This is a genomic window from Anaerobacillus sp. ABR4_321, from assembly GCF_056158505.1.
This window is the reverse complement of the sequence record NZ_JBSWTK010000001.1, coordinates 3,950,038-3,974,738: the sequence shown is the minus strand read 5'-3', so window position 1 is coordinate 3,974,738 and position 24,701 is coordinate 3,950,038. Positions and strand designations below refer to the sequence as shown.

31 protein-coding genes and 1 other annotated feature are annotated in these 24,701 nt (G+C 41.9%); of the genes, 19 read left to right on the top strand and 12 right to left on the bottom strand.

All coding sequences use genetic code 11. The features are described from left to right. The gene (locus ACXADT_RS20890) at window positions 1-1,011 is read left to right on the top strand and encodes a permease (protein ID WP_474832718.1); all 1,011 of its coding nucleotides are present in this window, start codon (window positions 1-3) and stop codon (window positions 1,009-1,011) included. Between the two features lie 18 nt (window positions 1,012-1,029). After that, entirely contained in the window at window positions 1,030-1,986 is a 957-nt protein-coding gene (locus tag ACXADT_RS20885; RefSeq protein WP_474832716.1) for a TIGR03943 family putative permease subunit, read from the top strand. A gap of 51 nt (window positions 1,987-2,037) precedes the next feature. On the opposite strand, the gene ACXADT_RS20880 is transcribed toward ACXADT_RS20885, so the two are convergent. Next, window positions 2,038-2,829 carry a CPBP family intramembrane glutamic endopeptidase gene (locus ACXADT_RS20880; protein WP_474832715.1) on the bottom strand — a complete coding sequence of 264 codons (792 nt, stop codon included), beginning with the start codon at window positions 2,827-2,829 and terminating at the stop codon, window positions 2,038-2,040. A gap of 111 nt (window positions 2,830-2,940) precedes the next feature. Beyond that, complete coding sequence (locus ACXADT_RS20875) at window positions 2,941-6,162, bottom strand: M36 family metallopeptidase (protein ID WP_474832713.1); 3,222 nt, start codon at window positions 6,160-6,162, stop codon at window positions 2,941-2,943. 253 nt (window positions 6,163-6,415) lie between these two features. On the opposite strand from ACXADT_RS20875, the gene ACXADT_RS20870 reads away from it, so the two are divergent. The 5 genes from ACXADT_RS20870 to ACXADT_RS20850 all read left to right on the top strand — a co-directional run bounded on the left by ACXADT_RS20870 (window position 6,416) and on the right by ACXADT_RS20850 (window position 9,576). After that, window positions 6,416-7,186 (top strand): class I SAM-dependent methyltransferase, encoded by a 771-nt coding sequence (locus ACXADT_RS20870; protein ID WP_474832712.1) that lies wholly within the window; start codon window positions 6,416-6,418, stop codon window positions 7,184-7,186. A gap of 14 nt (window positions 7,187-7,200) precedes the next feature. After that, window positions 7,201-7,941 carry a class I SAM-dependent DNA methyltransferase gene (locus ACXADT_RS20865; RefSeq protein WP_474832710.1) on the top strand — a complete coding sequence of 247 codons (741 nt, stop codon included), beginning with the start codon at window positions 7,201-7,203 and terminating at the stop codon, window positions 7,939-7,941. Between the two features lie 301 nt (window positions 7,942-8,242). Further along, the gene (locus ACXADT_RS20860) at window positions 8,243-8,413 is read left to right on the top strand and encodes a hypothetical protein (protein ID WP_270180755.1); all 171 of its coding nucleotides are present in this window, start codon (window positions 8,243-8,245) and stop codon (window positions 8,411-8,413) included. A gap of 15 nt (window positions 8,414-8,428) precedes the next feature. Continuing rightward, on the top strand, window positions 8,429-8,929 hold the full coding sequence (locus ACXADT_RS20855; RefSeq protein WP_474832709.1) for an AAA family ATPase: 501 nt from the start codon (window positions 8,429-8,431) through the stop codon (window positions 8,927-8,929). 116 nt (window positions 8,930-9,045) lie between these two features. Continuing rightward, window positions 9,046-9,576, top strand: a complete 531-nt coding sequence (locus ACXADT_RS20850) for a small multi-drug export protein (RefSeq protein ID WP_474832708.1) — start codon at window positions 9,046-9,048, stop codon at window positions 9,574-9,576. Between the two features lie 94 nt (window positions 9,577-9,670). Here the strand turns inward: ACXADT_RS20850 and ACXADT_RS20845 are convergent, their stop codons facing one another. The 3 genes from ACXADT_RS20845 to spx all read right to left on the bottom strand — a co-directional run bounded on the left by ACXADT_RS20845 (window position 9,671) and on the right by spx (window position 11,006). Continuing rightward, window positions 9,671-9,901 (bottom strand): hypothetical protein, encoded by a 231-nt coding sequence (locus ACXADT_RS20845; protein WP_474832706.1) that lies wholly within the window; start codon window positions 9,899-9,901, stop codon window positions 9,671-9,673. 192 nt (window positions 9,902-10,093) lie between these two features. Continuing rightward, on the bottom strand, window positions 10,094-10,510 hold the full coding sequence (locus ACXADT_RS20840; protein ID WP_474832705.1) for a universal stress protein: 417 nt from the start codon (window positions 10,508-10,510) through the stop codon (window positions 10,094-10,096). A 103-nt stretch (window positions 10,511-10,613) separates the two neighbouring features. Then, window positions 10,614-11,006, bottom strand: coding sequence for a transcriptional regulator Spx (gene spx, locus ACXADT_RS20835; RefSeq protein WP_270180760.1), 393 nt, complete (start codon window positions 11,004-11,006; stop codon window positions 10,614-10,616). A gap of 285 nt (window positions 11,007-11,291) precedes the next feature. Here spx and ACXADT_RS20830 point away from each other — a divergent pair, with 285 nt between their 5' ends. Together ACXADT_RS20830 and ACXADT_RS20825 are read left to right on the top strand one after the other, a co-directional pair. After that, a complete protein-coding gene (locus ACXADT_RS20830; protein WP_270180761.1) occupies window positions 11,292-11,459 on the top strand; it encodes a hypothetical protein in 168 nt (55 codons plus the stop codon). Between the two features lie 104 nt (window positions 11,460-11,563). Beyond that, window positions 11,564-12,682 (top strand): M14 family metallopeptidase, encoded by a 1,119-nt coding sequence (locus ACXADT_RS20825; RefSeq protein WP_474832703.1) that lies wholly within the window; start codon window positions 11,564-11,566, stop codon window positions 12,680-12,682. Between the two features lie 32 nt (window positions 12,683-12,714). On the opposite strand, the gene ACXADT_RS20820 is transcribed toward ACXADT_RS20825, so the two are convergent. Further along, window positions 12,715-13,017: an MTH1187 family thiamine-binding protein gene (locus ACXADT_RS20820; protein WP_270180763.1), complete on the bottom strand. Its 303-nt coding sequence runs from the start codon at window positions 13,015-13,017 to the stop codon at window positions 12,715-12,717. 125 nt (window positions 13,018-13,142) lie between these two features. Between ACXADT_RS20820 and ACXADT_RS20815 the strand changes: the two genes are divergently transcribed. The 3 genes from ACXADT_RS20815 to ACXADT_RS20805 all read left to right on the top strand — a co-directional run bounded on the left by ACXADT_RS20815 (window position 13,143) and on the right by ACXADT_RS20805 (window position 15,329). Next, window positions 13,143-13,853, top strand: a complete 711-nt coding sequence (locus tag ACXADT_RS20815) for a class I SAM-dependent methyltransferase (RefSeq protein ID WP_474832702.1) — start codon at window positions 13,143-13,145, stop codon at window positions 13,851-13,853. Between the two features lie 437 nt (window positions 13,854-14,290). After that, the gene (locus tag ACXADT_RS20810; protein WP_474832700.1) at window positions 14,291-14,578 is read left to right on the top strand and encodes a putative quinol monooxygenase; all 288 of its coding nucleotides are present in this window, start codon (window positions 14,291-14,293) and stop codon (window positions 14,576-14,578) included. Between the two features lie 283 nt (window positions 14,579-14,861). After that, a complete protein-coding gene (locus ACXADT_RS20805) occupies window positions 14,862-15,329 on the top strand; it encodes a thioesterase family protein (RefSeq protein WP_474832699.1) in 468 nt (155 codons plus the stop codon). A 46-nt stretch (window positions 15,330-15,375) separates the two neighbouring features. Here ACXADT_RS20805 and arsC read toward each other — a convergent pair whose 3' ends face one another. The 3 genes from arsC to ACXADT_RS20790 are packed head-to-tail and all read right to left on the bottom strand — an operon-like array spanning window position 15,376 to window position 17,479. Then, entirely contained in the window at window positions 15,376-15,798 is a 423-nt protein-coding gene (arsC, locus tag ACXADT_RS20800; RefSeq protein ID WP_270180772.1) for an arsenate reductase (thioredoxin), read from the bottom strand. Window positions 15,799-15,825: 27 nt separating this feature from the next. Next, entirely contained in the window at window positions 15,826-17,121 is a 1,296-nt protein-coding gene (locus ACXADT_RS20795) for an arsenic transporter (protein WP_474832698.1), read from the bottom strand. Window positions 17,122-17,134: 13 nt separating this feature from the next. Continuing rightward, the gene (locus ACXADT_RS20790; RefSeq protein ID WP_270180774.1) at window positions 17,135-17,479 is read right to left on the bottom strand and encodes an ArsR/SmtB family transcription factor; all 345 of its coding nucleotides are present in this window, start codon (window positions 17,477-17,479) and stop codon (window positions 17,135-17,137) included. A gap of 136 nt (window positions 17,480-17,615) precedes the next feature. On the opposite strand from ACXADT_RS20790, the gene ACXADT_RS20785 reads away from it, so the two are divergent. The 3 genes from ACXADT_RS20785 to ACXADT_RS20775 all read left to right on the top strand — a co-directional run bounded on the left by ACXADT_RS20785 (window position 17,616) and on the right by ACXADT_RS20775 (window position 18,343). Further along, entirely contained in the window at window positions 17,616-17,855 is a 240-nt protein-coding gene (locus ACXADT_RS20785) for a carboxymuconolactone decarboxylase family protein (RefSeq protein WP_270180775.1), read from the top strand. Further along, window positions 17,856-18,146, top strand: coding sequence for a carboxymuconolactone decarboxylase family protein (locus ACXADT_RS20780; RefSeq protein WP_474832696.1), 291 nt, complete (start codon window positions 17,856-17,858; stop codon window positions 18,144-18,146). It abuts the gene before it with no gap. A gap of 101 nt (window positions 18,147-18,247) precedes the next feature. Then, complete coding sequence (locus tag ACXADT_RS20775) at window positions 18,248-18,343, top strand: YjcZ family sporulation protein (RefSeq protein WP_142329528.1); 96 nt, start codon at window positions 18,248-18,250, stop codon at window positions 18,341-18,343. A 134-nt stretch (window positions 18,344-18,477) separates the two neighbouring features. Here the strand turns inward: ACXADT_RS20775 and desB are convergent, their stop codons facing one another. Then, window positions 18,478-19,533: a Delta(10) desaturase DesB gene (gene desB / locus ACXADT_RS20770; RefSeq protein ID WP_474832695.1), complete on the bottom strand. Its 1,056-nt coding sequence runs from the start codon at window positions 19,531-19,533 to the stop codon at window positions 18,478-18,480. 436 nt (window positions 19,534-19,969) lie between these two features. After that, window positions 19,970-20,217: a binding site (T-box leader), on the top strand. Between the two features lie 47 nt (window positions 20,218-20,264). Between desB and ACXADT_RS20765 the strand changes: the two genes are divergently transcribed. Both ACXADT_RS20765 and ACXADT_RS20760 read left to right on the top strand, forming a co-directional pair. After that, a complete protein-coding gene (locus ACXADT_RS20765; protein ID WP_474832693.1) occupies window positions 20,265-21,257 on the top strand; it encodes a tryptophan--tRNA ligase in 993 nt (330 codons plus the stop codon). A gap of 74 nt (window positions 21,258-21,331) precedes the next feature. Further along, a complete protein-coding gene (locus tag ACXADT_RS20760; protein WP_270180779.1) occupies window positions 21,332-21,661 on the top strand; it encodes a VOC family protein in 330 nt (109 codons plus the stop codon). Window positions 21,662-21,688: 27 nt separating this feature from the next. On the opposite strand, the gene ACXADT_RS20755 is transcribed toward ACXADT_RS20760, so the two are convergent. After that, a complete protein-coding gene (locus tag ACXADT_RS20755; RefSeq protein WP_474832691.1) occupies window positions 21,689-22,303 on the bottom strand; it encodes a class D sortase in 615 nt (204 codons plus the stop codon). A gap of 207 nt (window positions 22,304-22,510) precedes the next feature. Here ACXADT_RS20755 and bioB point away from each other — a divergent pair, with 207 nt between their 5' ends. Further along, window positions 22,511-23,512, top strand: coding sequence for a biotin synthase BioB (gene bioB, locus ACXADT_RS20750; RefSeq protein WP_270180781.1), 1,002 nt, complete (start codon window positions 22,511-22,513; stop codon window positions 23,510-23,512). A gap of 41 nt (window positions 23,513-23,553) precedes the next feature. Here bioB and ACXADT_RS20745 read toward each other — a convergent pair whose 3' ends face one another. Then, window positions 23,554-24,039: a site-2 protease family protein gene (locus tag ACXADT_RS20745; protein ID WP_270180782.1), complete on the bottom strand. Its 486-nt coding sequence runs from the start codon at window positions 24,037-24,039 to the stop codon at window positions 23,554-23,556. Window positions 24,040-24,219: 180 nt separating this feature from the next. Between ACXADT_RS20745 and ACXADT_RS20740 the strand changes: the two genes are divergently transcribed. Further along, window positions 24,220-24,690, top strand: a complete 471-nt coding sequence (locus ACXADT_RS20740; protein ID WP_270180783.1) for a DinB family protein — start codon at window positions 24,220-24,222, stop codon at window positions 24,688-24,690. Window positions 24,691-24,701 lie beyond the last annotated feature (11 nt).

The following is a 24,701-nucleotide window of genomic DNA, read 5'->3' as shown; positions in this document are numbered from 1 at the left end:
GTGAATAGCTGGATCGTTAATGGTATAAAAGATCTTGTTGGGATACTTCTGTTTGTCATATTCCTCACGTTATTTCTTTTCAATACCCAGGTGCTCGACTACTTCGATATCGTCGTTTCTGACACTTGGTTAAACGTAAATGTTTTATTTCTCAGTATTCTGTTAGAGGCCGTTCCATTCGTTTTACTAGGTGTATTCGTATCGGCACTTATCCAATCGTTTGTATCTGAAGAACTTCTACAAAAGGTGCTCCCTAAACATGCTTACTTAGGCTTGGTGCCTGCAGCACTACTTGGAGCAGTATTCCCAGTTTGTGAATGTGCGATTATTCCCGTAGTAAGAAGATTGATCAAAAAGGGGATGCCGCTTCAATTCGGTGTGGTTCTGCTTATGGCTGCTCCGATTCTAAACCCAATTGTAGCCGCATCTACGTATTACGCTTTTCAGAATGACCTTACGATTCTTTACTTGCGAATGGGTCTTGGCTTTGTTCTGTCGATTGTGATTGGGTTTGTCATGTATCAACTTTTTAAGAATACAAATCAATTAAGATGGACGAAAGAAGAGCTTATTGGAAGGACAAGCCATACAACGACGATGAAGAGGAGCAAGTGGAAACAAACTCTTTATCATGCTAGTGACGAATTCTTCGATATGGGGAAATACCTGATCGTTGGTGCGTTTTTAGCGAGTGTTGTAAACGGGTTTCTTGATCGGAATGTGCTTGCATCGCTTACTTCAAGTGAAGGTGGTTCAACTGCGATCATGATGGGATTCGCGTTCATCCTATCTCTATGTTCAGAAGCAGATGCATTCGTAGCTTCCTCATTCTCAAATCAGTTTTCTAGTACGTCCTTACTAGCATTTCTTGTTTATGGACCCATGCTAGATTTAAAGAATCTATTTATGTACTTAGCATATTTTAAAACGAAATTTGTTTTAGCCCTAGTAATCACGATTTCAATCGTAACGTTTTGTTCAATCATGCTGGTCGATAAATTTCTACTATAAGAGAGAGGAGAAAGAGGTTTGGAACGAGAGAATAACGCATCATTGCAGTTTCATATGTTTTTAAGAGCGATCATAATGATAGGGTTTTCTCTACTCATTATGAAGTTCATCTTGAATGAAACCATTCAGTTGTATATCGCCCCGAAGATGCTTCCGTTTGTGTATTTTGGTGGGGCATGCTTCTTTCTTATTGGAATCTTTCAGTTCTTTAAAAGCTTGTCATCGAATCTTGCAGAGGAAATTGAATGTAACTGTGGTGCTGATCATCAAATGAAAGGGTCGTTCGTTCGGAAGACGATCATTTATTTGTTATTCATCCTACCAATCGTAGGGGGATTAGGATTACCTCAGAAAGTAATCGATAGCTCCGTAGCTGCAAATAGAGGGATTCAATACGGTGGAGGTTTGTACACGAAGCCGCCTGGTAGCTCAGCTGCTGCTGAAGATTCCGAGAATACACAAGATGTCGATGCGTTTCTTGAAGATCCTGAAGGCTATTTGGAAGAAATGGATGAGCGAGTGAAGAACGAAGAGAATGAACCGTCAGACGAGATGGTCGGCTATTCGATGGATCATAGTAAGTATGATGAGCTTGCAGAAAAATATTCGAAGAAGACACACATTAATGTGACCGATAAAAATTATCTTGATGTCATTACAACGATCGATCTTAACCTAGATCAATTTATTGGAAAAACATTGACCATTAAAGGGTTTATCTATCGAGAACCAGGTTTTGAAGATAATCAAGTTGTTTTAGCAAGGTTTGGGATGAACTGCTGTGTTGCTGATGCCAATGTGTATGGAACGATGGTTGAGGGCGATAAGATCGCTTCGCTTGAAACGGATACATGGGTAGAGGTGACTGGCACGATTGAAGAGACTTCCTTTAATGGCCAAAGAATGATGCTCCTAAAACCAGATCAAATGGAGAGAATCGATGCACCAAAAGATCCATATGTTTACCCGTATTAAGGGGAATTAGCAAAGGCTTATGCATCGTTAAGCCTTTGCCCTTCATCACACTTAATAATAGATCGGAATGAATAACAATTGAAGGGCGATATGACTGAACATATGTCCGAACACCGCATATTCAAACCCTTTCTTCCAATACAAATACCCAAAGAAAAGACCACCGATTCCGTTGAGTAAGAAGCTTCTAATCATTAAAAGTGGTGTTAAATCGCCTAGCATCAGCTGGGTTGCAGGGAGATGTCCTGCTGCAAACAAAGCAGATGCGATTATGATTGCAATGACGTAAGTGGTGGCAGGGATGATCTCCTTCTTACGATTGAAAGCTTTGTTTATGATCCAAACTAGGAAAGACATCAGGAATAATCTCATTAAAATCTCTTCAAAAACTCCGCCATACATTACGCCAACAAATAAACCAAGTGGTGAAAAAGAAGGTGTGTAGGCACTCAGTGCAGGGATATGAGATTGAAAAAAGAATCGATCTCCTGTTGAAATTACAAATGCAGTGATCAAACCAAATAGCAATGACAGTAGCAGCGACCTCGTTTGGAGGCTGACCTTTTGCTTAGTAACCAATCCAGGCAGAAGCTTGAGCGATAAACCGGTTCTTTTCGCAAGTTTCATTCCTAGAAAAGCTAAAATGAAGGATACGATGAAAAGTTGAATGGCTGTGATCAATGATAAAACGCTTATTGGAAATGGAAGCGTGCTTATTAGTTCAGCATGTTGTTCAGGCATAGTTGTTTTTAACGTCTCAAGTTGATAAGGGACAACAAAAAAACCTGCGACTAAGCAAAGTGATGATAGGATCAATGATACGTATATGTCTTTTTTATGCATTTCCTAGACTCCTTTCTTAAGCTCATTTTATATGATATATCTTGGAATGAGTTTATATTTTTCAAATTAAATAAAAAAAGCGAGCTCGAAAATCCGAGCTCGCTTTTTTCATTAATAAGGACTAGAAGCAGTTAACGTAAATGGGACGTTAGCGCCTGAATAGAGTCCTACATAAACATACTTTGTGCCACCGGGGATGACGCCAGATTCGTTGGCACCTGATGTTGCTACTCCACCGATTTGTTCGAAGTTCTTGTTGTAGAAGAATACATCAAAATCATAGTCAGCAGCAGTGCTTCCACCTTCTAACGTAAAGTTATGAATGCCATCACCATACTGCTCTGGAAGGGTAACAACGTAACCATCTGAACCTTGAGAAGCTGGTTTTGGATTCTGGGTAGTAACAAACTCGTTTTCTGTCACTGCAAGGGTAGCAGGGACGCCGGCAAGGCTGCCGATTCCTGTTCCAGCGTTACCAGCTTGTACGGTACCCTCCGCAACAAAAGGTTCTTCAGGTGCAACCGTTACAGGTTCGATCTTTGCTTTTTTCGTAGCAAACGCTTGGATCTCAGCAACTTGAACATACCCATTCGAGTTATCCTGAGAATCATGTGCGATAAACTTTAGGTATTTGGCTTTAACCGGCTGATCAAGGTCAAATCCTTTGTAGTGTAGGTCAGCGATCGTAGGTCTAGGATCTTGAGCTGTAAATTTCTCTTTTACAACGGTCGTCCAGTTCTTACCGTCCATCGATGTTTGAACAGAGAAGTTTTTCAGTGTGGCAAAGCGTCCTTTTGAAACATCCTTAGCTGCGCTCACCTGAATATGAGAAACATCGACCGCTTCGTCACCAGCAAGGTCTACGATGAAGTCTGAGCCTTTGAAACCATTTTCCTGGGTGTCGGATGCATAGACGCTTGCTTCTGTATCATCGATCGCTAGTTTAACAGGATTGCTATCAGATTCACCGGATACGTCCGTAACAGAAGCGCCGTTAAAGGACGAAGCAACGTTTGGTGCCAGCTGGAATTTTAAATTATTGGTCTTACCTGGTTCGATCTTTACGTCTCGAATCGTACGTGAGCCGTATCCGCGTGCCTGGATGGTGATGTCATACGTTCCTTCCACTACATACTCTGCGAAACCGCCTGTACTTTCTGTAACAGATACAGGGGTCGTTCTTGCTTCAAATTCTCCAATCATAATGCGAGCATCCTCGATCGGCTGTTTTGTAGACGCATTGATAACTTGACCAACGAGCTGACCGTTTCTATCTCCATCAGGATGATTGAATGCAGGGATCGGATCTGTGTCGTCACCTCCGTTAGAGAAAGCGTCAGAGCCGAGTCCACGCTGAGCGAAAGCAGTCCAAAGTGCATCATAATGCTTTCCATCATAACGTTCGAAGTCTGCAGCGATAATGGCTGAACGCATCTCCTCCATGGAAGGCTCAGGTACAGATATCGGCATCGCATCCATGACAAGGTGTTCAGCGATTGATTCTCCTTCTTGTTTTCCGTACTGATCGATCAATTCTTCCCTCATCTGCCAAAGAATCGCTGCCCAGATGTCGCCATCAGAGTGTACTTCAGGACCAACGATATCATAGCCGATATCACCATAGTTATAAGGGGCATCATCAAGTGCATAGCTCCGGATTCCGCGTTCTTCATTTCCAGTTACGTAAGCACCGACGACTGGCTTTTCTTGAAGTCCGTTTTTGATGAGGTAGTGCATACCGTACCAGTCACCCCAGCCTTCACCCATCGAGCCTGATTGGTGACTGCCGAGTGCTTCTCCACCAGCGACGAGACGATTTGATAACGCGTGCGAGTATTCGTGATAGATGATTCCAGCGTCGAAGTCGCCGTCAGCATAGTTTCCTTCAAACGCCCCTGGGATTGGCTCCCACAGGAACATACCGCTCCATGCAGGTATACCGTCAGGAAGCGTCAGCATGTACGCATTGTCACGACCAGTATAAGTTGGTGCACCGCCTGATGCAGCGCCAGCTTGAACGAGGCCAAGGATCGCATCGCCGCCAAGTCCACCTTTCCCAAAGTTCGAAGCCTGCAGGTTACCTGCTTCTTCTACCCAGCCAAGGTTGTAAAAGTAATCATGAAAAAGGTTGTGGTGGTAGAACAAGTTTGTTGACGCGCTGTTCACATCGTCCGCATACGAAGGAGGAACGGTCTGTCCATTCGTCTCACGCCACGAATCCTTGAACGTAAAACTGAATTCACCTAACGGAGCAACTGGGCGAACGGCCTGGTCGGCAGGGACTAGAAAGTTACTCCAGTTAGCGTAGGAGTTTGCATTGTTACCGAATGTCGTAACGCCAAGAGGGCTTCCTGGAATTAACCATCCATTTGGAGAAGCTTTTGGATCACCCTTAAATGATTTAACGACCTGTGAGCCGCCTTTCGCTGAGCCTGGATAATTTTCGAAGATGAGTCCTTCAGGATCTGCTACATGATCAACAAGCGAACGTTTGTAGAGCTGTTCTCCCGTCGCTGCGTCTACGACGATCTCATGGCCTTTGTCGAGTTCCTCGATGAAAAGAACGCGGTAGGCAGGACGAACGCCATCTTCTGTAATGAACGTTGCTTTCTTCACACGTTGAACGGTAGGAAGGATCCCAGCTCCGTCAAACACATCCCAGCCGTTTTTTGTTTCAGTTAATTCCGGTGTGAAAGAAAGGGAGGCATTTTCAAAGGAGATCGCTTTGCTCAGCGCTTCTGCTGAAGATAGCTCAAACGTGTCCGATAACGTTTTTGCACGACTCATGTTGCCAGTTACGGAAAGGATCTTTCCTTCTTTGTTCACTGCGACGATCACACGTCCTCCATACACGGACTCGATGCCGTCAAAGGTTTGCTGAAATGTGACAGGCTGCAGTCCTGTTCCTTTCATCGCATAGTTGCGCGTTACGTTTAAACGATCGATGTCAGAAGATGAAAGCCCGAACATCGCTGCGTTTTCTTTTAACCAATCCCGCGCGATCGTTTCAGCATTTTTGTTCGAAGCCTCTGTTAGGTAGCCTTGTTCCTTTATGATCATGGATGGTGTTCCAAAAAGTGAGTTCCATTTGATTTTTGTTCCCGTACCCGCTGTATTGATGAACGAGTCAGCAGCACTCAGCTGTGCAGCAGTTGGCATCACATCGTTCAGTACATTTCGAACGTCCATCAGAGAGGAATGGTGTTCATGATCCGTTACACTTCTCTCAACGATCGGACCTGTAACGTTAGAAGCACTTGCTCCACTCGTCGTAAAAAGCGAGCCAGCCATTACCCCTACCCCTAGCATTGAAACTAATTTGCGTTTGTTCATAACTTCAATTTCCTCCCTATTTTAGTAGCATAGATACGAATTTCTATCAGTCTATCAAGGTTCCCTCTACAAAATGTGCGCTTTACTGACAAGAGCCTATAAGGTTGGTTTGTTGGCACTAGAAGGGAATACAACGAAAGGAGTATAGGAGATAGGTAGGATGGAAGACTGCCTTTGTAAAAGGGAATCGTTGAGGGAATCTAGAAGAAGTAGGGTGGAAATTCGTATTACTAGAAAACGAGGGATGGCACTTATGAAAATTAGTCAACACAACAGTAAAGCATGGGATGAAAAAGTAAAACAGGGTAGTCGGTACACGAAATACGTGAGCCATGACCAAGTTGAGAACGCTCGACGTGGTGACTGGGCGATCAGCGTTACAACTGAAAAACCTGTACCTAGACATTGGTTTCCACCTACACTTAAAGGACTAAGCGTTCTGTGCCTCGCTGGAGGCGGAGGGCAACAAGCACCACTACTTGCAGCTGCTGGCGCAGAAGTTACAGTGGTCGATATGTCTGAAAAGCAGCTTGAGCAGGATCGTTTTGTAGCAGAAAGGGACGATCTATCGATCAAGACAATAAAAGGGGACATGTCAGATCTGAACTTTTTCGATGGTGAAACGTTCGACATCATCGTTCATCCCGTTTCAAATGTGTTCGTGGAAGATGTGTTACCTGTTTGGAAAGAAGCTGCGAGAGTGTTAAAAACGAACGGAACGCTGATCTCAGGTTTTACAAATCCTGTGTTATATCTTTTTGATGATGAACAAGAGGAGAAAGGGATTCTTGATGTTCAAAATTCAATACCATTTTCATCGATTGAAGAAATGAAAACGAAAGAGCGAGATGCAGGAAATGAAACGCTAGAGTTCGGTCATACGCTAGAAGATCAAATTCAGGGACAGATCGATGCTGGGCTTGTGATCGCAGGATTTTATGAAGATGACTTTGGAGGAACAAGGTTGATCGATAACTATATCAAAACGTTCATCGCTACGAAGGCGATCAAACAATCTACCTAACATCGGAGGAAGAAATGGAATATACAAATTCATCAGTTTACGATAATCAAACATTTTACGACAACTATATGAAAAGAAGACATCGTAAAGAAAGTCCGAATGACTTGATCGAGACACCTGCTTTGTTGAAGCTTCTAGGTTCTGTAAAAGGAAAACGAATCTTGGACCTCGGGTGTGGAGATGCATCTCTTGGTAACCTACTTAGCGAGTGCGTTGACTACACTGGCATAGACGGTTCTGCCAATATGATCGAACGTGCTTCACAAAACCTAAACGGGACGAAGGGCAAAGCAATTCATACTAGTCTTCAAGACTTTGATTATCCTGTCGCTGCTTATGATACCGTTGTCTCTCAGTTAGTTCTTCACTATATAGAAGATTTAGAAGAGGTACTTAAGAAGGTAAAGCGTACGTTAAAAGAGGATGGGAAGTTCGTATTTAGCGTACAGCATCCGCTCCTTACCGCATCGTTTGAAAGCATGAAGAATGGAAAGCGATCGAGTTGGATCGTTGATGACTATTTTGTAAGTGGAAAAAGGGTGGAACCATGGATCGGTGAAGATGTTGTGAAATATCATCGTACGATTGAAGAGTATTTTATGATGTTACAACATGCTGGATTCGTCGTAGAAAACTTGAGGGAAGCAACGCCGATTAAAGAAAACTTTGCAGACGATGAAGAGTATGAGAGAAGAAGGAAGATTCCATTGTTCCTCTTATTTTCGTGTGTGAGAAAAGAAGAAGCTGGCGAATGATCGAGAGCTTCAGTTTGCCGGAAACTTTAATAGCTATCTACAAAAAATTAAGTGATATTTCCGCTCCTGGATGCTCGCTTGAAATAAACGCGATGAAAATTGGTTAGGATAATAGGTCGGAAAGTTTAACATGGTATAAATGTATTCAAGCTCCTACGTCATAGGGACCAGAATATCCTAGGTTTCCAAAAAAGTAGAAGCTGGCAACCATTCGCCAGCTTCTCTCTTTATGCTATCTTTGAAACTTTTTAGTCCTCCAATCGTACAGTAGGTAGAGAGTTTTTTTACAGGAGGCGGTACGATGACGTTAATAGGAATCATCATGTGGGGTTCAATTGCATTATTAGTTATTCTAGGCTTTGCACTCGAGAAAATCTTTGGAATGAAAAAGCCTACCAAGTCAGACAGGCAGACGAGTGAAAGTGCTCATATCCTTGACCGAGCTAGAGACAATAGCGGTCCACCGGTATAAACGGAGTGTATCGTCATGGGAGTTAAGAATTATCTGATTGAAGGTGTCTCGTGCACAGGTAAAACGACGGTGTGTAACGAGTTGCAGCGAAGAGGGTACCATGCCATTCATGGTGATCGTGAACTGGCTTATCAAGGGGATCCTGATACAGGTGAACGAACGGATACCGCCGCGCACGAGAACCACATATGGGATATTGATCGAGTAAAAGCACTGATCGAAAACAAGGATGAGGAAGCAACATTTTTCTGCGGTGGATCTAGGAACTTTATGAAATTCATCGACTTGTTTGACGAGGTGTTCGTCCTTGAGGTCGACAGCATTACACTGAAGAAGCGACTTCTTGAACGTTCTGAGCAGGAGTTTGGTGGCAAGAAAGCGGAACGGGAGCTGATCATGCGGCTGCATAGTACGAAAGAAGACATTCCAAAAAACGGAGTGATGATAAACGCAACCGCACCGCTCGAGCACGTTGTTGATGTAATCGTTCGTCAATGCGAAGAAACGAAAGGCTGAAACAACGCTCGCGGAAAGCACAGGTATACCTGGATACGAAGATTCTCTAAGTTAGTGAGTGCGTTAGAGAACGAGCGATCTAGTTTCACAAATGATTAAAAAGGAGAATGGAAACAATGTTCATTTCGTATCTATTGGTGTTTATCCTGGCAGCGGTTCCGCTGTTTGAACTTGTTGCGGTCATTCCACTAGCGATCATCGGAGGTTTGTCTCCGATCCCGACAGCGATACTTGCTCTTTTAGGAAATGCACTGACAGTCGTTTTGTTGATTGTCTTTGTCGATAAAGTAAAGAGTTGGATGGGGAAGCGAAAACAAAAACGCATGAGAGAAGGTACACAAGACGAGTCCATCGAAGCGAATGGTGAAGGAATGGAAGAGTCGAAAAAAGGAAAGCGAGCAAAAATGCTTTTTGATAAGTATGGTTTACCTGGATTAACACTGATCGGTCCTTTTTTTGTCGGGTCTCACATCTCAGCGTTTATGGGGATGAGCTTCGGTTCAAATAGGAGGAAAGTAACTAGCTGGATGATGATCAGTTTAGTTTTTTGGACAGCGGTTATGGCTGTAGGCACAAGCTATGGCGTGACATTTTTTATGCCGGATGTTGAAGAAAATGGTGTGCTGATTCGCATGTTTCAAAACTAGCTTTTTTTGATAGTAAGGTCACAAAGGATACTTAGGCTATTCTATAAAGAAGGGGGACCCACAACGGAATGGGTCCCCCTTCTTAGGTTATAACCTAAAGAGTTACCAATACCCCCGCTATAATGGCGATGCCAGAAAGAATAAAGAACGTCTGGACAATTGGCCAAGGTAGGAATTTTAATACGTAGACGATGGTATCTGTATAAAGGCTCCCGCCTCCACTTTCGTACCGATTGATAAAATCTTCTTTGTTAAACTTGAATAGAAGGATCGATAACGATAAGAGGACGATGAGTATAACAACCATCCCAAATATCAGATTCATGTGTTCACCTCTAAGTTGATTAAACAAATATAGTTACCTTTCACCTTATCCTAACAAACTCTCCTAATTCGACTAAAGGGGTATCCATATCTTACGTACGGATAAGTTGCAGGAATGAGGGGGTGTGTTGCGAATAAAAAAACAGCCTGGAATGGCATCACGCCTCCAGGCTGTTCTTGTTATAGCAAAGGTTTATTTTACGACGAGAACAGGGCAGCTTGCTTTTTGAATGACTTGATGACTGACACTTCCTAGCACCATTTCTTGTAAGACGTTCAAGCCCCTTGTTCCCATCACGATGAGATCGACTTCGTTTTCTTCCGCATACTTAACGAGTGTCACAGAAGGATCTCCTCTAAGCATGTTGATTTCATATGTTAACTTCGCTTCTACGGCTTTTTGTTCGACGGCACGAAGTTTATCTTTACGATCTTCTTTTATACCGAGAGAATCCCAGTTTCGTAGAACATCATGTTTGGATGTGTCTCCGTCAACCACATAGATGACGTCGATCTGTGCATCCGTTAGCTTTGCTAACTTGATCGCTTCCTCTGCTGCTGTAACAGAGTCTTCAGATCCATCGGATGCCAGCATAATCTTCTTGTACATAGCCATACTGCCCCCAAGTCAATTGTATTGTTCCATCTAATATCTATACCCATTTAAAAATAAGGTTAATCGTACAAAAAAAGCAGGCGGAGTGTGCCTGCTTTTAAGCTTGCTGAAGAATTTGCTCTAGCTGAAATGCTCGTATTTTCCTAGGGAGGAAACTTCTTATTTCGTCTTCGTGAAAGCCTACTTGTAGGCGTTTTTTATCGAGTAAAATCGGTCGTTTTAATATGCCGGGGTTTTCTTTTATCAAACTATATAGTTCTTGTAGAGAGAGCTCATCGAGTTCTTGTTCTAGAGCGACATATGCTTTTGAACGTTTGGATATAATTTCTTCTGTTCCCTTTTCTGTCATTCTGATGATCGCCTTGATTTCTTCCTCGTTAAGCGGCTTAGAGAAAATATTGCGCTGTTCATAAGGAAGATCGTGCTCTTCTAGCCACGCTTTCGCTTTTCTGCACGAGGTGCAGCTTGGCGATGTATAAAGTGTGATCATGTGATTAACCTCCATAATGGATTTTATACATTGATCTGTGTACAGCGTACATCATTCATTCCTTCGATTACTGTAAGCTACCTTACACCCTTTAAGGTGCTGCTTCCTTAAAATTCGTTCATCACTATCACTATTCGCTTCTCCTTTTCTGTTTCCTTTCGTAGATCGATGAAAACTAGTCGATAAAATTCGCTGGTGTTTACGGAGTGTGAAAAGCGGGTAAAGAAATGATTACCAGCACAACGGCGGTATACTTAGATAACGATTGAAGGAGAGAAATAGATCATGACAATCGAATTAACATTGCAAATATTATTATTAACAGTAGGCTTTATTACTGTATCAGCTATTTTCTTAAATGTAGATAAGAAACGCACACAGAAACAGCTTAAACTCGAACTTGCTCAGTATAAAGAGTCTGGAAAGATTCAATATAGCAATTCAAAAGGATGATCGCTTCTAAAGCTTTCATCCTTTTTTTATAGTCGATAGTTTTAAAATATGCCAAGGTGGAATGGTGTTATAAGAAAAAAGTTAGTGAATTGGGAGAGATTATAATGGAGAAAATCGACACCTATTTTCCTGAAAGTTATGAGGAGTCACGAAGAACCTTTCGTGGACACCTTGATAAAATCAAGCAAAAGTGGCCTCAAGCCGAGTTGGTTACTGAACAAATCGGTAAAGAGGAAGATAACACGATCGATATGATCAAGTCTGATGCAAATGCATCTAATGATAAGGTTCTATTCTTTACCACAGGTGAACATGGCATCGAGGGGTATGCAGGCGCAGCTGTAACACACATGTTTGTAGAGGAGTACCTCGATCGAATCGATCCAAGAACGACTGGAATCTGTTTCGTTCATGCGTTAAATCCTTGGGGAATGAAACATTTTCGAAGAGTAACCGAGAACAATGTCGATCTGAATCGTCATTATGTCTATGACTCGGTCCCTGAAGATGTTAATAAAAAGTTTGAGAAAGAAAGCGATCTTTTTCTTCCGAATGGCAAGATCCATGATCTAGAACATGAAAAGAAAAAACTGTATGCTCAGTTAGCAAAAGGTCTTGCTAAAGAAGGATATAGCGGAATTAAAGAAGCAAAAGGAATGGGGCAATTCCAGTTCCATAGAGGCGTTTACTATGGTGGGAAGAAAGAGGAAGAACCTGCTGTCTTTTTAAAAAAAGTTCAGCATGACTTATTGTCTACTTATCCTCGCGTGATTCATATGGACTGGCATACTGCCCTAGGCCCTACGAACGAACTCACGATGGTTATCTCAGAACAAGACTCTCGAGAACAAGAGGACTTGGAAAAGGCATACAACATGAAAAACATTGAGAAGTTTGCGCCTACAAAAGTAAAAGGAGATTCGACCTACCACTTTCATAAGTTGAAGAATGAGGATTATCCTGACACCTATCTTTTCTCAGCACTGTTTGAATTTGGCACGTTTGGTACTGGAAAAAAGGCAGAGTTACGTGAATTCATGACGATTGTCCTTGAAAACCACCTTTATTGGGAAGGTGCAGAAAACCCTGAAGATCGAAAGTGGATCCAGGATGAATTTCGCGCAATGTTCTATCCGAAAGAGCAAGAATGGCTAGAGTCTGTTCTGCAAGAAGCTAAGGGGGGAATCGACTCGGTCTTAACACGAGAAGAAATCATGAAATGAGAAAGAGAGCTGGCTCACCCAGCTCTCTCTTATTATGATCCTAATTCAGTTTTCACTTCGTTAATTTGACTATCGATGTTAAGGGGTTTATCCTCGCGATCCTCGATCTTAATGTTGGTGATGACTCTATCGGAGCCACTTTTTAGAGCCTGCGTGTGGATGTCTCTTGCTAGCTCAAATAGCTCATCAACATTCCCTTCAAAAACTGTGGAGGTTGGGCTAAGATGGTAAGTAAAGCCTTCCTTTTCAGCTAACCTTACTGCATCAGTTACAAACTGACTCATACTTGTTTGACCTGTGCCGACTGGTGTTACGCTTATTTCTAATAATGCCATGTTCCATCTCCTCCTTATTTTGAGGTTATATATATGACATTGACGAATTGAGGGAAAACGAAACATCGCTGAACATATTCCATTCTAAAGTACTAACGAACGATGATAAAAAGGGGATTACGTCCATGAATCAATCGATTGAAGAGACATATAACAAGTTAGCTCGTACATATGAAAAGAGTACAGATGAGGGGTCTTCATACAATGCGTATTACGAACGACCAGGAGTAATGAGCGAGATCAAAGAAAATCTTACCGGAATGAACGTACTTGATGCAGGATGTTCAGCAGGGTGGTATTCAGAACAGTTTGTTGGACGTGGAGCTACCGTTACGGGGATCGATATTAGTGAAGAAATGATCCAAGCGGCCAAACGAAGAGTGGGAGAAAACGCTGATTTTATTCAACATGATCTTACGAAAAGCCTTCCATTTAAAGACGAGTCGTTCGATCTTATTGTGAGTTCTTTAACCCTTCATTACGTAAAAGACTGGGACATTGTTTTTGCTGAATTTAAAAGAGTGTTAAAACCAGGAGGTGAACTCATTTTTTCTGTCCATCATCCATTTATGGACTTTACCAGATTTAACGTGAACAACTATTTTGAGACGTCGCTTCTTACCGATACATGGAAAAAGCCAGAAGTTACGATCGACGTAACGTTTTATCGTAGAGCGATGCAGGATATTGTAAACGTCGTGACAAGATACTTCACTCTTAAGAAGCTCATCGAACCGAAGCCAGCAAAAATCATGCAGGAAAAAGAACCAAAATCATATGAATATCTCATGACGAACCCTCATTTTCTTATCGTCAAAGCATGTAAAGACCGTTGATTCTGAACGGAAGGTGAAACGTCTCCCCTTCGTAATACGTAAATAAAGTAAGGGAAGAGGAGGGACGTCGAATGGAGCTTTGGATGATCGTACTAATGATTCCTTTCTTCATTTTAGTGTTGATGGGATTTAATTTTCTCATGGGTTACTGAAAAGACCATATTCAAATTGATTTTGATGAGCGATATACGGACTTCAATGAGTATGTAAAAGCAATTACGAATAAGCTAAAAGCCGAAGGACGTAAGGTGGAGTATACGGACTACCGAACATTTAAAATCGATGGAAAAGAATACGTTTTTATTGAACGAAACGTCAGCATTGGGGGAGTGCCGTTACAGCGAACGATTCTTAAGCCTGCTCGATAAGGGTGAACCGTTTAAAACGCTACCGATTTGTTCACACTATGAACGTTAACAATAACGAGGTGAATAATAGTGGAGCAAATCGTCATCACAGCTATCTTAAAGCCAATCGAAGGCCATGAGGAAGAAGTGTACAATGTACTCAAGACTGTAACGGAAGCATCAAGGAAAGAATCGGGTTGTATTCAGTATGATGTTCACCAGTCTATGCAGGATTCAAATTACATTCTGATTGAAGTGTGGGAAAATGAAGAAGCGGTAGAAGCACATATAAACTCGTCTCATTATCAGAAGTATAGGGAAAGTATCCCTGATTTTGTTAGTTTGAGAGAAGTGTTTAAGATGAAGAAAATACTTTGAATGTGGTAGTTATTGGAATAAAAGAGCACTCGGTCTATAAGGACACGAGTGCTTTCAGCTTTTCGAGAAACCTATTTCAATAGTCGGTGGTGCCTTACCTTATGCCGTAGTTGATGACGATTGAAGGAGTCCGCGATTGTATATCCTACTTTCAGGGAATAAATTCAAAGCGAACATTCCGTCCCAATAAACGGTATGAACTTGTTATACTTCTTGATCTTGTGAAGGACTACTGGCCAGAAGCGCAGCAAGTTAAGAAGTCTAACGAATAGGAGGGGGCAACATGTCTACTTTCAAACTTGAACAGGATGTTCTCAAAGAATGGGTCGATTACAACGGTCATATGAATGATGCTGAATATGCGAAAGTTTTCAGCATTGCTGTGGACGAATTTATGAACCATATTGGCCTGAACGAGGAAGGACGCGAACAATACAATTACACGATCTTCACTTTGGAAACGCACCTTTGTTACTTGAAGGAAGCTCATGAAGGTGAAAAGTTAAATGTAAGGAGCCAAATCCTTGATCTTGATCAAAAACGCATTCATATTTTCTTCAAGATGGAAAACGATCAAGGTGATGTCGTGGCAACAAGCGAACAGATGCTAATGGGAATGGATACGACAGAGGGAAGACCTGGAGCATTTCCAGAAGCTGTGGTTGTCGAATTAGAGCAAATGTATGTGGCAGATAAAGAATACGAAACACCGAAGCAGGCCGGCCGAACAATCGGTATTAAAAGAAAATAAGCAAACAAAAAGGCATCCCCAATCGATTGGGAATGCCTTTTTATGTTTACTGCTCTTCTTTTGCAAAGCGTTCAATCCGTGCATCGATTTCATCACGGACACGTTGGAAGAATGCCCATTTTTCTTCTTCAGTTCCTTCAGCTTTTGCAGGGTCGTCAAAGCCCCAGTGCTCACGTGTTACATGTGGAGGCGTCATCGGACATTTGTCGTTCGCATCTCCGCAAAGTGTTACGACCATGTCAGCATTGTTCAAAAGCTCTGAATCGATCGTGTCAGATGTTTGGTTCGTGATGTCGATGTCGACTTCTTTCATTGCTTTCACCGCATTAGGATTCAATCCATGCGCTTCGATTCCAGCAGAGTAAACGTCGTAGCGATCGCTAAGGTGTTTTTTTGCAAATCCTTCAGCCATTTGACTTCTGCAAGAGTTACCCGTACATAGGAAATAAATCGTTTTTTTGTTAGACATGATCAATCGTCTCCTCTTTGTTATAAGTTAAATGATCAATAGCCACAGATAGAGGCCAAAGAGTGTAATTAATAGTGTAGGAACAGTTAATATAATTCCTATTTTAAAGTAGTATCCCCAAGAAATCTTCACACCTTTTAGGGACAGTACGTGAAGCCATAATAGTGTAGCGAGAGAACCGATCGGTGTGATCTTAGGACCTAAATCAGAACCGATGATGTTCGCGTAAATCAGTGCTTCTTTTAGCGTGCCTGTTGTAGATGTTGCTTCAATTGCAAGCGCATCGATCATAACCGTAGGCATGTTGTTCATAATGGAAGATAAGATGGCAGCGATGAAGCCCATCGAAACGGTTGCTGCTAGTAATCCTTGGTCAGCTGCACCCTGAATGAGGTTTGCGAGTATGTCCGTTAAGCCAACATTCCGGAGTCCGTAAACAACAACGTACATACCGATCGAGAAGAACACGATCGCCCATGGTGCTCCATTTACAACTTTACGCGTTTCCACCGCTGAACTTCTTCTAGCCATCAGTAGGAAGAAGATTGCAACGATTCCTGCGATGATCGAAACGGGAACGCCGATAAATTCACTTGCAAAATACCCTACGAGCAAGACAGCAAGTACGAGCCATGATAGTTTGAACATCTTCTCATCACGGATTGCTTCTTTCGGTGCTCTAAGCATCTTCAAATCATAGTTCCCTGGAATATCTTTTCTAAAGAAAAGGTAGAGCACAAGTATACTTGCGCCAAGCGCAAAGAAGTTCGGAACGATCATTCTTGAAGCATATTCAACGAATCCGATATCGAAAAAGTCCGCTGAAACGATATTCACGAGGTTACTAACAACAAGTGGCAGTGATGTCGTATCTGCAATAAAACCACTCGCCATAATAAACGGGAAGATCATTCTTTCTTGAAATTTAAGATTTCGCACCATCGCAAGTACGATTGGTGTCAGGATAAGTGCTGCGCCATCATTTGCGAAAAGTGCAGCTACAACAGCTCCGAGTAGTGTTACGTAAATAAACATTCGGAGTCCGTTCCCTTTTGCTACTCTTGCCATATGAAGAGCAGCCCATTCAAAGAACCCGATTTCATCTAGGATGAGTGAGATCAAGATGATCGCAATAAACGCGAATGTGGCGTTCCATACGATTTCGGTTACGGTTATCACATCTTGAAAATCAACGACACCTACAAGAAGGGCTAGAATGGCGCCACCGCATGCCGACCACCCAATTCCGAGGTTTTTCGGCTGCCAGATGACAAGAATCAATGTAAGTATAAAAATCATGATTGCGAGTAAAACAGAAGTCAAATCGATTCCTCCATTAATCACAGCGTATGCGTCGTCCGCTTAGTTCTAGTTGGTGAAGCTTGTCTCGTTGATCCGGAACGAGCTGAATGATACTTTCGATGATAGAAAAAGCTTCATGGTCTCGGTTGAGAGAGTAAAAGATCCACTGGCTATTTCTTCGCTCTTTCACTAACCCAGCATCGCGAAGCTTACGAAGATGCTGGCTGATGGAAGGCTGGCTCATGTTTAGTAAGTCCACAAATTCACATACGCAGCACTCTCCGTCTTTTAACAAACTGATGATTGTCAGTCTTGTTTTATCTCCTAACAGTTTAAGAACGCTAGCAGCTAATTCCATTTCGATCGCCGTTCTATTCATTGCATCACCTCCAGTCATTAGTATATAAGCATGTACTTATATATGCAATGATTTAATCCTTCAGATCACGATTTTGAAGGTGAAGTGCTCTTCCTGATAGAAAAGAAAGGGTATGACGTGAAAGGAGAGATCTAACATGGAGGCAAGAATAAAAGTGGTACCATATGAAGAGGCAGAGGGGAAACTAAAGGACCTTTATGAGGCATTCAACAATGAAATGGCCAATATATTGCGCGTGCATTCTTTAAATCCTCGTTCTCTTGAAGCACATTTGAAGTACTACAAAGTCATTATGTTTGCTGAGTCGCCATTATCACGAAGGGTAAGAGAAATGATCGCAACGGTCGTCTCAGTAGAGAATGAGTGTTTTTACTGAATGGAACATCATGGGGCGGCGCTCCATTTCATTACGAAAGATCGTGAACTAGTAGAAGGGATAAAGAAGAATTATCGAGAGCTGGATTTAGAAATGAAGGAGCTAGCTATACTGGATTACGCTGTTAAGCTTACGAAAAAGCCGAGCAGTGTGACTGACGAGGATGTGGCGGAATTAAAAGAAATAGGGTGTATCGATCGAGAAATCCTCGATGTTTGTCAGATAGCTTCTTACTTCAACTTTGTGAACCGAATGGCAGAGGGTCTAGGGGTTTCGTTAGAGCGGCGATAGGGATAAAACAAACAATCCCTGCCTTACTAAACGAATGCCTATCCAACATGGTAACTATAGCATAGGATATAGTAATCCATGATGGAAGGGAGGCCAACTCCATGGGATATGGTTACGGCAGCGGGTTCGCTCTAATTGTTGTGCTGTTTATTCTCCTTATCATCGTAGGTGCAGCTTTTGTTGGAGGCGGGTACTAATACTCGATTTCTAAAGCTGCATGTAGCGGGTTAATCCTGCTAAATTGCATGTAATGAGAACAAGGATGCAGGGAAGGCTAATTTGGCCTCCTCTGATAACGAGAAAAAGCAGCCCTTCTTGGGCTGCTTTCTACTTATTTCTTAAAGAGTTTGCGTGGTAAGATCGATCGTGGGTTCAGTTTGTTTCCCAGTGATCCGAAGCCATTTCCACTGTTTGGATCAACAAGCTCATTGTGCTCAAAATAAACACGAGGCGTTTTCCAAAGCGCGATGAGAGCTCTCGTCATCGGCATTTCATGATAGCGATCAGGCCACATGTCTTTAATGTGCTGTTTAACGAGCGGATAATATTTTGGGCTCATACCAGGGAACAAGTGATGTTCCGTATGGTAAGAGAAGTTAAAGTGAATCTTATCTACCCATTTTGGAACGGTAACCGTCAAGCTGTTAGCAAGTGGGTCGTTCACAGGCGTCAATGGATTCAAACGATGATTTGTTGAAATGTAAGCCATAACGATAAAGTTTGCGATCAACAATGGAATAAAGAATGCAAAGATCCATTTTTCGAATCCCATGATGAATAAGAGTCCGATCCATGTTACCCATGGAAGAACAACTTGTAGCCAGACTTCTGTCTGCTTTCCTGATTTGAATTCTTTAATGTATACAAAGAACATTTTCATCGAATGTGCAGTGAACTGAACAGTAAGTGATGCAAAGCTAAAGAATGCTCTGATGAATAATGGCAGTCTATAGATCCAACGGAAGATCTTCATCTTTGAGATCTTCTCGAGCGTTGGCCATGCATCAGGGTCCTTCTCATCATGTTGTGTGTGCACATGGTGGTTCATATTGTGCCATTTACGCCATAATTTTGGTCCAGTACTTAACGGAAAGAAGGCGATTGCACCAAGGGTGTCTCGAAGCCAAGGCTTACGTACAACTGTTCCGTGCAAAATTTCGTGACCGAGAAACCCAAGTCCGGCAAAGCTTGCACCGATTACAACTGAGAAAACTAAGTTGATGAGTGGATGTAAGTTAAACAGTCCTATGATCAGGAAGCTGGCAACTGTAATCAACAAGTATATGAGACCGCCGAATAATCGGCTAGGTACGGGTTTAAAGGCATCCTTTGGCATGTGTTTCTTCACACGTGCCGCATACCAACTGAATGAGTGTAGATCTTTCACTAAATCACCTTCCAATAGTCATTTGGGCAGAATTTTCAATTTTCTTATCTATGATTCGCAGTTAACTTTAACAGCACGATAAAGGCAAGTCAATGGAATTTATGACCAAAAGTTATGACCAGGTACTAAAAATAGTCATTTGAAAAATAATAACGCTATTATGCCAGACTAAAAAGCATCACAACAAACACGATTGTAAAAACATTTTAAACAAAATTATTTTTAGTCATACATGTAATCAACATGTAGAAATTCTTTAAATACTTTAAAAATGGGATCCTGTTTTGTGTAAATTAGAGGATGAGTGGAAGTTATTTCTTACCTTTCTAGTATAACGCTTCTGGAAAGAATAAGATAATTTTAAGAAGCGAAAAGCAGAAATGTGGAAATATTTTCTTGACTTGACTACCTGTAATGTTTAGAATAATAAAAAAATACACGAGCGATGAAGAAGAAGAGTAGTCTTTAGTAACACGTCAGAGAGCTGATGGGTGGTGTGAATCAGTGTGTGCTGAAGGGGAATGGGCTTCTGAGCTTCCGGACTGAACGAAGGAGTAGGTTGCGGCGGAAGGTCTTACCGATAAAAGAGACACCTTATAGAAAAGCTTTCTTTTCTGTAGGAGTTAAGCGCGTTTGTGTGAAGCAAACGAATAAAGGTGGCACCACGGGTTTCTCGTCCTTTTCATAGGATGAGAAGCCCTTTTTGTGTTGATTAGAATGGAGGATGAGTGATGAAGAAAACGGTGTTGACGGGTATTAAACCAACAGGAAGGATTCACCTTGGGAACTATATCGGTGCGATCAAACCAGCGTTAGAGCTTGCAGCAGAAGAGGATCCTGTTTATTTCGTAGCAGATTATCATGGACTTACGAAAATACAAGATGCTGAACAGATGAAAGAACTCTCGTACGGGATTGCTGCGACATGGCTTGCTTTAGGACTTGATCCATCCACATCCATTTTTTATCGCCAGTCTGATGTTCCTGAAATATTTGAACTTTCATGGATTCTTGCATGTTTTAGTTCAAAAGGGTTGATGAATCGTGCGCATGCATACAAGGCGATCGTCGATCAAAATAGAGAAACAGGACGCGAAATCGATGATGGAGTCAACATGGGACTGTTCACATATCCGATTTTAATGGCTTCTGATATATTACTCTTCCAGTCTGATCTTGTTCCAGTTGGGAAAGATCAAATCCAGCATGTTGAAATCGCTCGTGACCTTGCAGATACGTTCAATCGACAATTCGGTGAAACGTTCAAACTTCCAGATTATGTTGTGAAGGAAGAATCTGCTGTCATACCGGGTCTCGATGGTCGGAAGATGAGTAAGAGCTACCATAACACGATTCCGATTTTTGAAGAGCCTGAGAAACTTAAGAAGTTGATCAACAAAATCAAGACGGATTCGACAAAACCTCATGAAGCGAAGGATCCAGACGATTCGACCGTATTTGCACTTTATCGTGAATTTGCAAGTCAAGATGTGGTTAGTAAAATGAGAGATCGATTTGAAAATGGAATTGGATGGGGAGAGGCGAAAAAAGAATTGTTCGAAGCGATGAACCATGTGCTTGAAGAGCCTCGAAGAAAATATAAGTATTACATGGAAAATCGAGAAGAGCTTGATCGGATACTTGCTGAAGGGGCAGGAAAAGCTAGAGCTAAAGCGAAACCTCTCTTGAATGAAGTGAAGCAGAAGATCGGAATAAAAGCATGAATCGATTGAAGGAACGCTCGAAATGAAAGAGAAATGGGAAGAATGGGAAAGATGAATGAAGTGAGGTGTAGTGAATGAAATATGAGCTGTCTAAAAATATTGGCTTACAAGTAAAAAATGTCGCTGAAGCGAAAAGATTTTATGAGAAAGTATTTGGTTTTAAGCACCAGGAGCACAGTACAGTCAATGAGGTAGAATTCAAAAGCGATCACAATCACATCTTTTTGATCGATGGAGAGGAAAATCTCGGGCCAGTCTTAGAGTTAGAAGTGGAATCATTAGAAGAAGCAAGGAATGATTTATTGAAGAATGGTTGTAAAATCATTCGCTGGGAAGGAAAAGGGAAAGATTGCTATATCCAAGATCCTTATGGAATGACGTTTAATATTTGGGAGAAAGGTTAAGAAAGAGCTGCCGAAATGGCAGCTCTTTTACTTACGGAGTGGTGTTTCTTTTGAAACGAGCTCTGATTGAATGATATATCGTTCTGGTGCGAACCCAATATAATCAAACGGATAGCAAGTTGTTAACGTTAAAGTAGGCTCGTCCTTGTTTACGATAACGGAACGGTCATCTTCATCTGTGATCCAAATCTTTCTTACTTGATAATCGTATACAGTTCCATTGAATTCTACATACAAGTGGTCGCCTTCTTCTACTTGATCAAGGTTGTGAAAAACGGTGTCTCGATGCCCAGAGAGAACCACGTGGCCATTTTCATCAGGCGTGACAGTCCACTTACTTTCGTGTAGACCGACACCTTTCTTCAATGAATCCTCATCCGTGCCATAGTAAACGCTGTATGTGCTGCCTATCCTTGGAATCGATAGCATAGCTGCTTTTTCACCATACTCATATGTGGATTTTGATTCTTCTTCCTCAACAGCAATCGTCTTTTTCTCCACGGTCGAATCCCAACCTGGATGGTTTTTTTGGACGACTTCTGGCTCATGGGTAACAGCTTTGCTTTGATCCCAAAAGGAATAGCCACTCCATAAAACGATCAAAAGACCTACGAATAACAGCAGAATTCCAACCTTTTTCATAGATGCTTAACGCTCATTAAAAGGTGTGTCATTCGAACTCCTCCTATAAAAACAGTCTCTACTAATTGTCTTCCTCAGGAGGTAAGATGTAAACCATTATTTCAAATATTTTCAAAAAAGATCAGATTGACAGACGTTTCCACTTGGTGGTAGGTTAATGTTAACTTAAATAAATAATAAGTTAACATTTAAATGGGAGGCAATTGGATGCTTAAAGTCGAAGAAACAACAGCGAATTGGGAAAAATTTGCGGATCTTGCACTTGAAGGGAAACCGCTGACAAAAGAACAAGCTATTTCAGTACTTTCATCCTCCGATGAATCGTTATTACCTTTATTGAATGCGGCATACCGCGTGAGAAAGCATTATTTCGGGAAAAAAGTAAAGCTGAACATGATCATCAACGCGAAGAGCGGGTTATGTCCTGAAAACTGTGGGTACTGTGCTCAATCCGCCTATGCGGATACGAACGTAAATAAATATGCACTTCTAGACAAGGATACCCTTGTGAGTGGGGCACGGGAAGCGATGAATCGTAAAGCTGGTACATACTGTATCGTGATGAGTGGACGCGGTGCAACAAACAGAGAACTTGATAAAGTAATCGATGCTGTTGAAGAAATTAAAGCCGAGATGCCTCTTAAAATCTGTGCTTGTCTCGGAATTCTTTCTTCTGAGCAGACGAACCGTCTGAAAGAAGCCGGCGTTGATCGCTACAATCATAATATCAATACGAGTAAAGGTCACCATGACAACGTCACAACAACGCACTCATATGATCACCGTGTGAAGACGGTTGAAAATGTAAAGGAGTCTGGAATTTCACCTTGTTCAGGCGTAATCGTTGGAATGGGAGAATCACACGAAGATGTGTATGATATGGCAGCAGAGCTTCGTCGAATCGATGCCGACTCGATTCCGGTTAACTTTCTTTACTCTGTGCCCGGTACGAAGATGGAAAAGATGGATGAGCTTGATCCAAGATACTGCTTAAAAGTGCTCGCGCTATTTAGGTTAATGAATCCAACAAAAGAAATCCGTATCTCAGGTGGGCGTGAAGTGAACCTTCGCTCTCTACAAGTGATGGGATTATACGCTGCAAACTCCATCTTTGTCGGAGATTACTTAACGACTGACGGTGCTGAGTCTTCAGCTGATCATAGAATGATAGAAGATTTAGGATTTGAGATTGAAGAGTGCGCTTTATAAGCTATAAAAAAAAAGCTGCCATGATGGCAGCTTTTTGCTAGTTAGTCGATCGGATCTTCCGCTTTTCCGTAGCGAATCACATCGAATATCGCGAGGCCATCACTAGGCTTTCCAGCATCGTTCCGGTATGGCATAAGCGAAAAGAAAATAAAGTAAACAGAGAAATAGGAATACTGATAAAAGAAAAGTGTCACAGGTAGGACATCTAAATTCATAAGTAGATTAAGAATCAAGATAACACCTAGATTGAATAAACTACCTGCGGCATAGATGGCAACATGTGCCCACGTTTTATTGTAGGTTAGTTTTTCATACTGACACCATCCTTCCATGAAATACTTCTTCTTCACTTCGAGAGCCCCGAGATGGAACAGCGTTTCACCTGTACCTATACAAAACTTAATTTTCCCACCGAACAGTCTCGCCGTAAGAACGTGACCTGCTTCATGAACAAGCGTTACGATCGGGAGAATCAAGAAAAAATTTATTAGAAACATTGGGATATCGCTTAACGTAAACAAAACCATTCCTCCTGATGCAAAGAGAATTTTGTGCAATGTTAGAGGTGTTACCCCTTTTTAGTAAGGTGTTAACACTATTTTTTAAAAAAGTGACTGTTAAATAAAGGTTCCAGTCCAACTGTATTGAACTAGTACGTTATGAAAGAATAGGTTTGACAGATCTACATAATGAAAGGTGTGTTTAGGATGGAAAATATAATAAAGCAGATGGATATGACTCGTACTTTTTTATTGATGGGTGCTGAGAAGATCACGGAAGATAATGCAGATATCATTCCAGAAGGATTCCCAAATTCACTGCGATGGCAGTTAGGTCACGTGCTTGTCTCGTTTGAGTACATCGTATTCCATATGGCCGGGGAAGAGGTTAACCTGCCTGAAGGCTATACTGAATTGTTTACAAGAGGTACGAGTCCGAAAGATTGGACAGTTGACCCTCCAAAAGTAGCAGAACTCAAAGAACGATTATCTGAACAGATGGGTCGCTTCAAAGAGACGTTTGAAAATCGTCTTGATGAGAAGATTGAAGAAACATTTAAGGCTGGACCAGTAGAGCTGCATACAGTCGGTGAGCTCGTTCTTTTCGCACTCTTTCATGAGAGTGAGCATGGTGGCTGTATCAAAGGGCTTCACCGTGCAATCAAAGGTGCACAGTAAGAGGAGCTGAC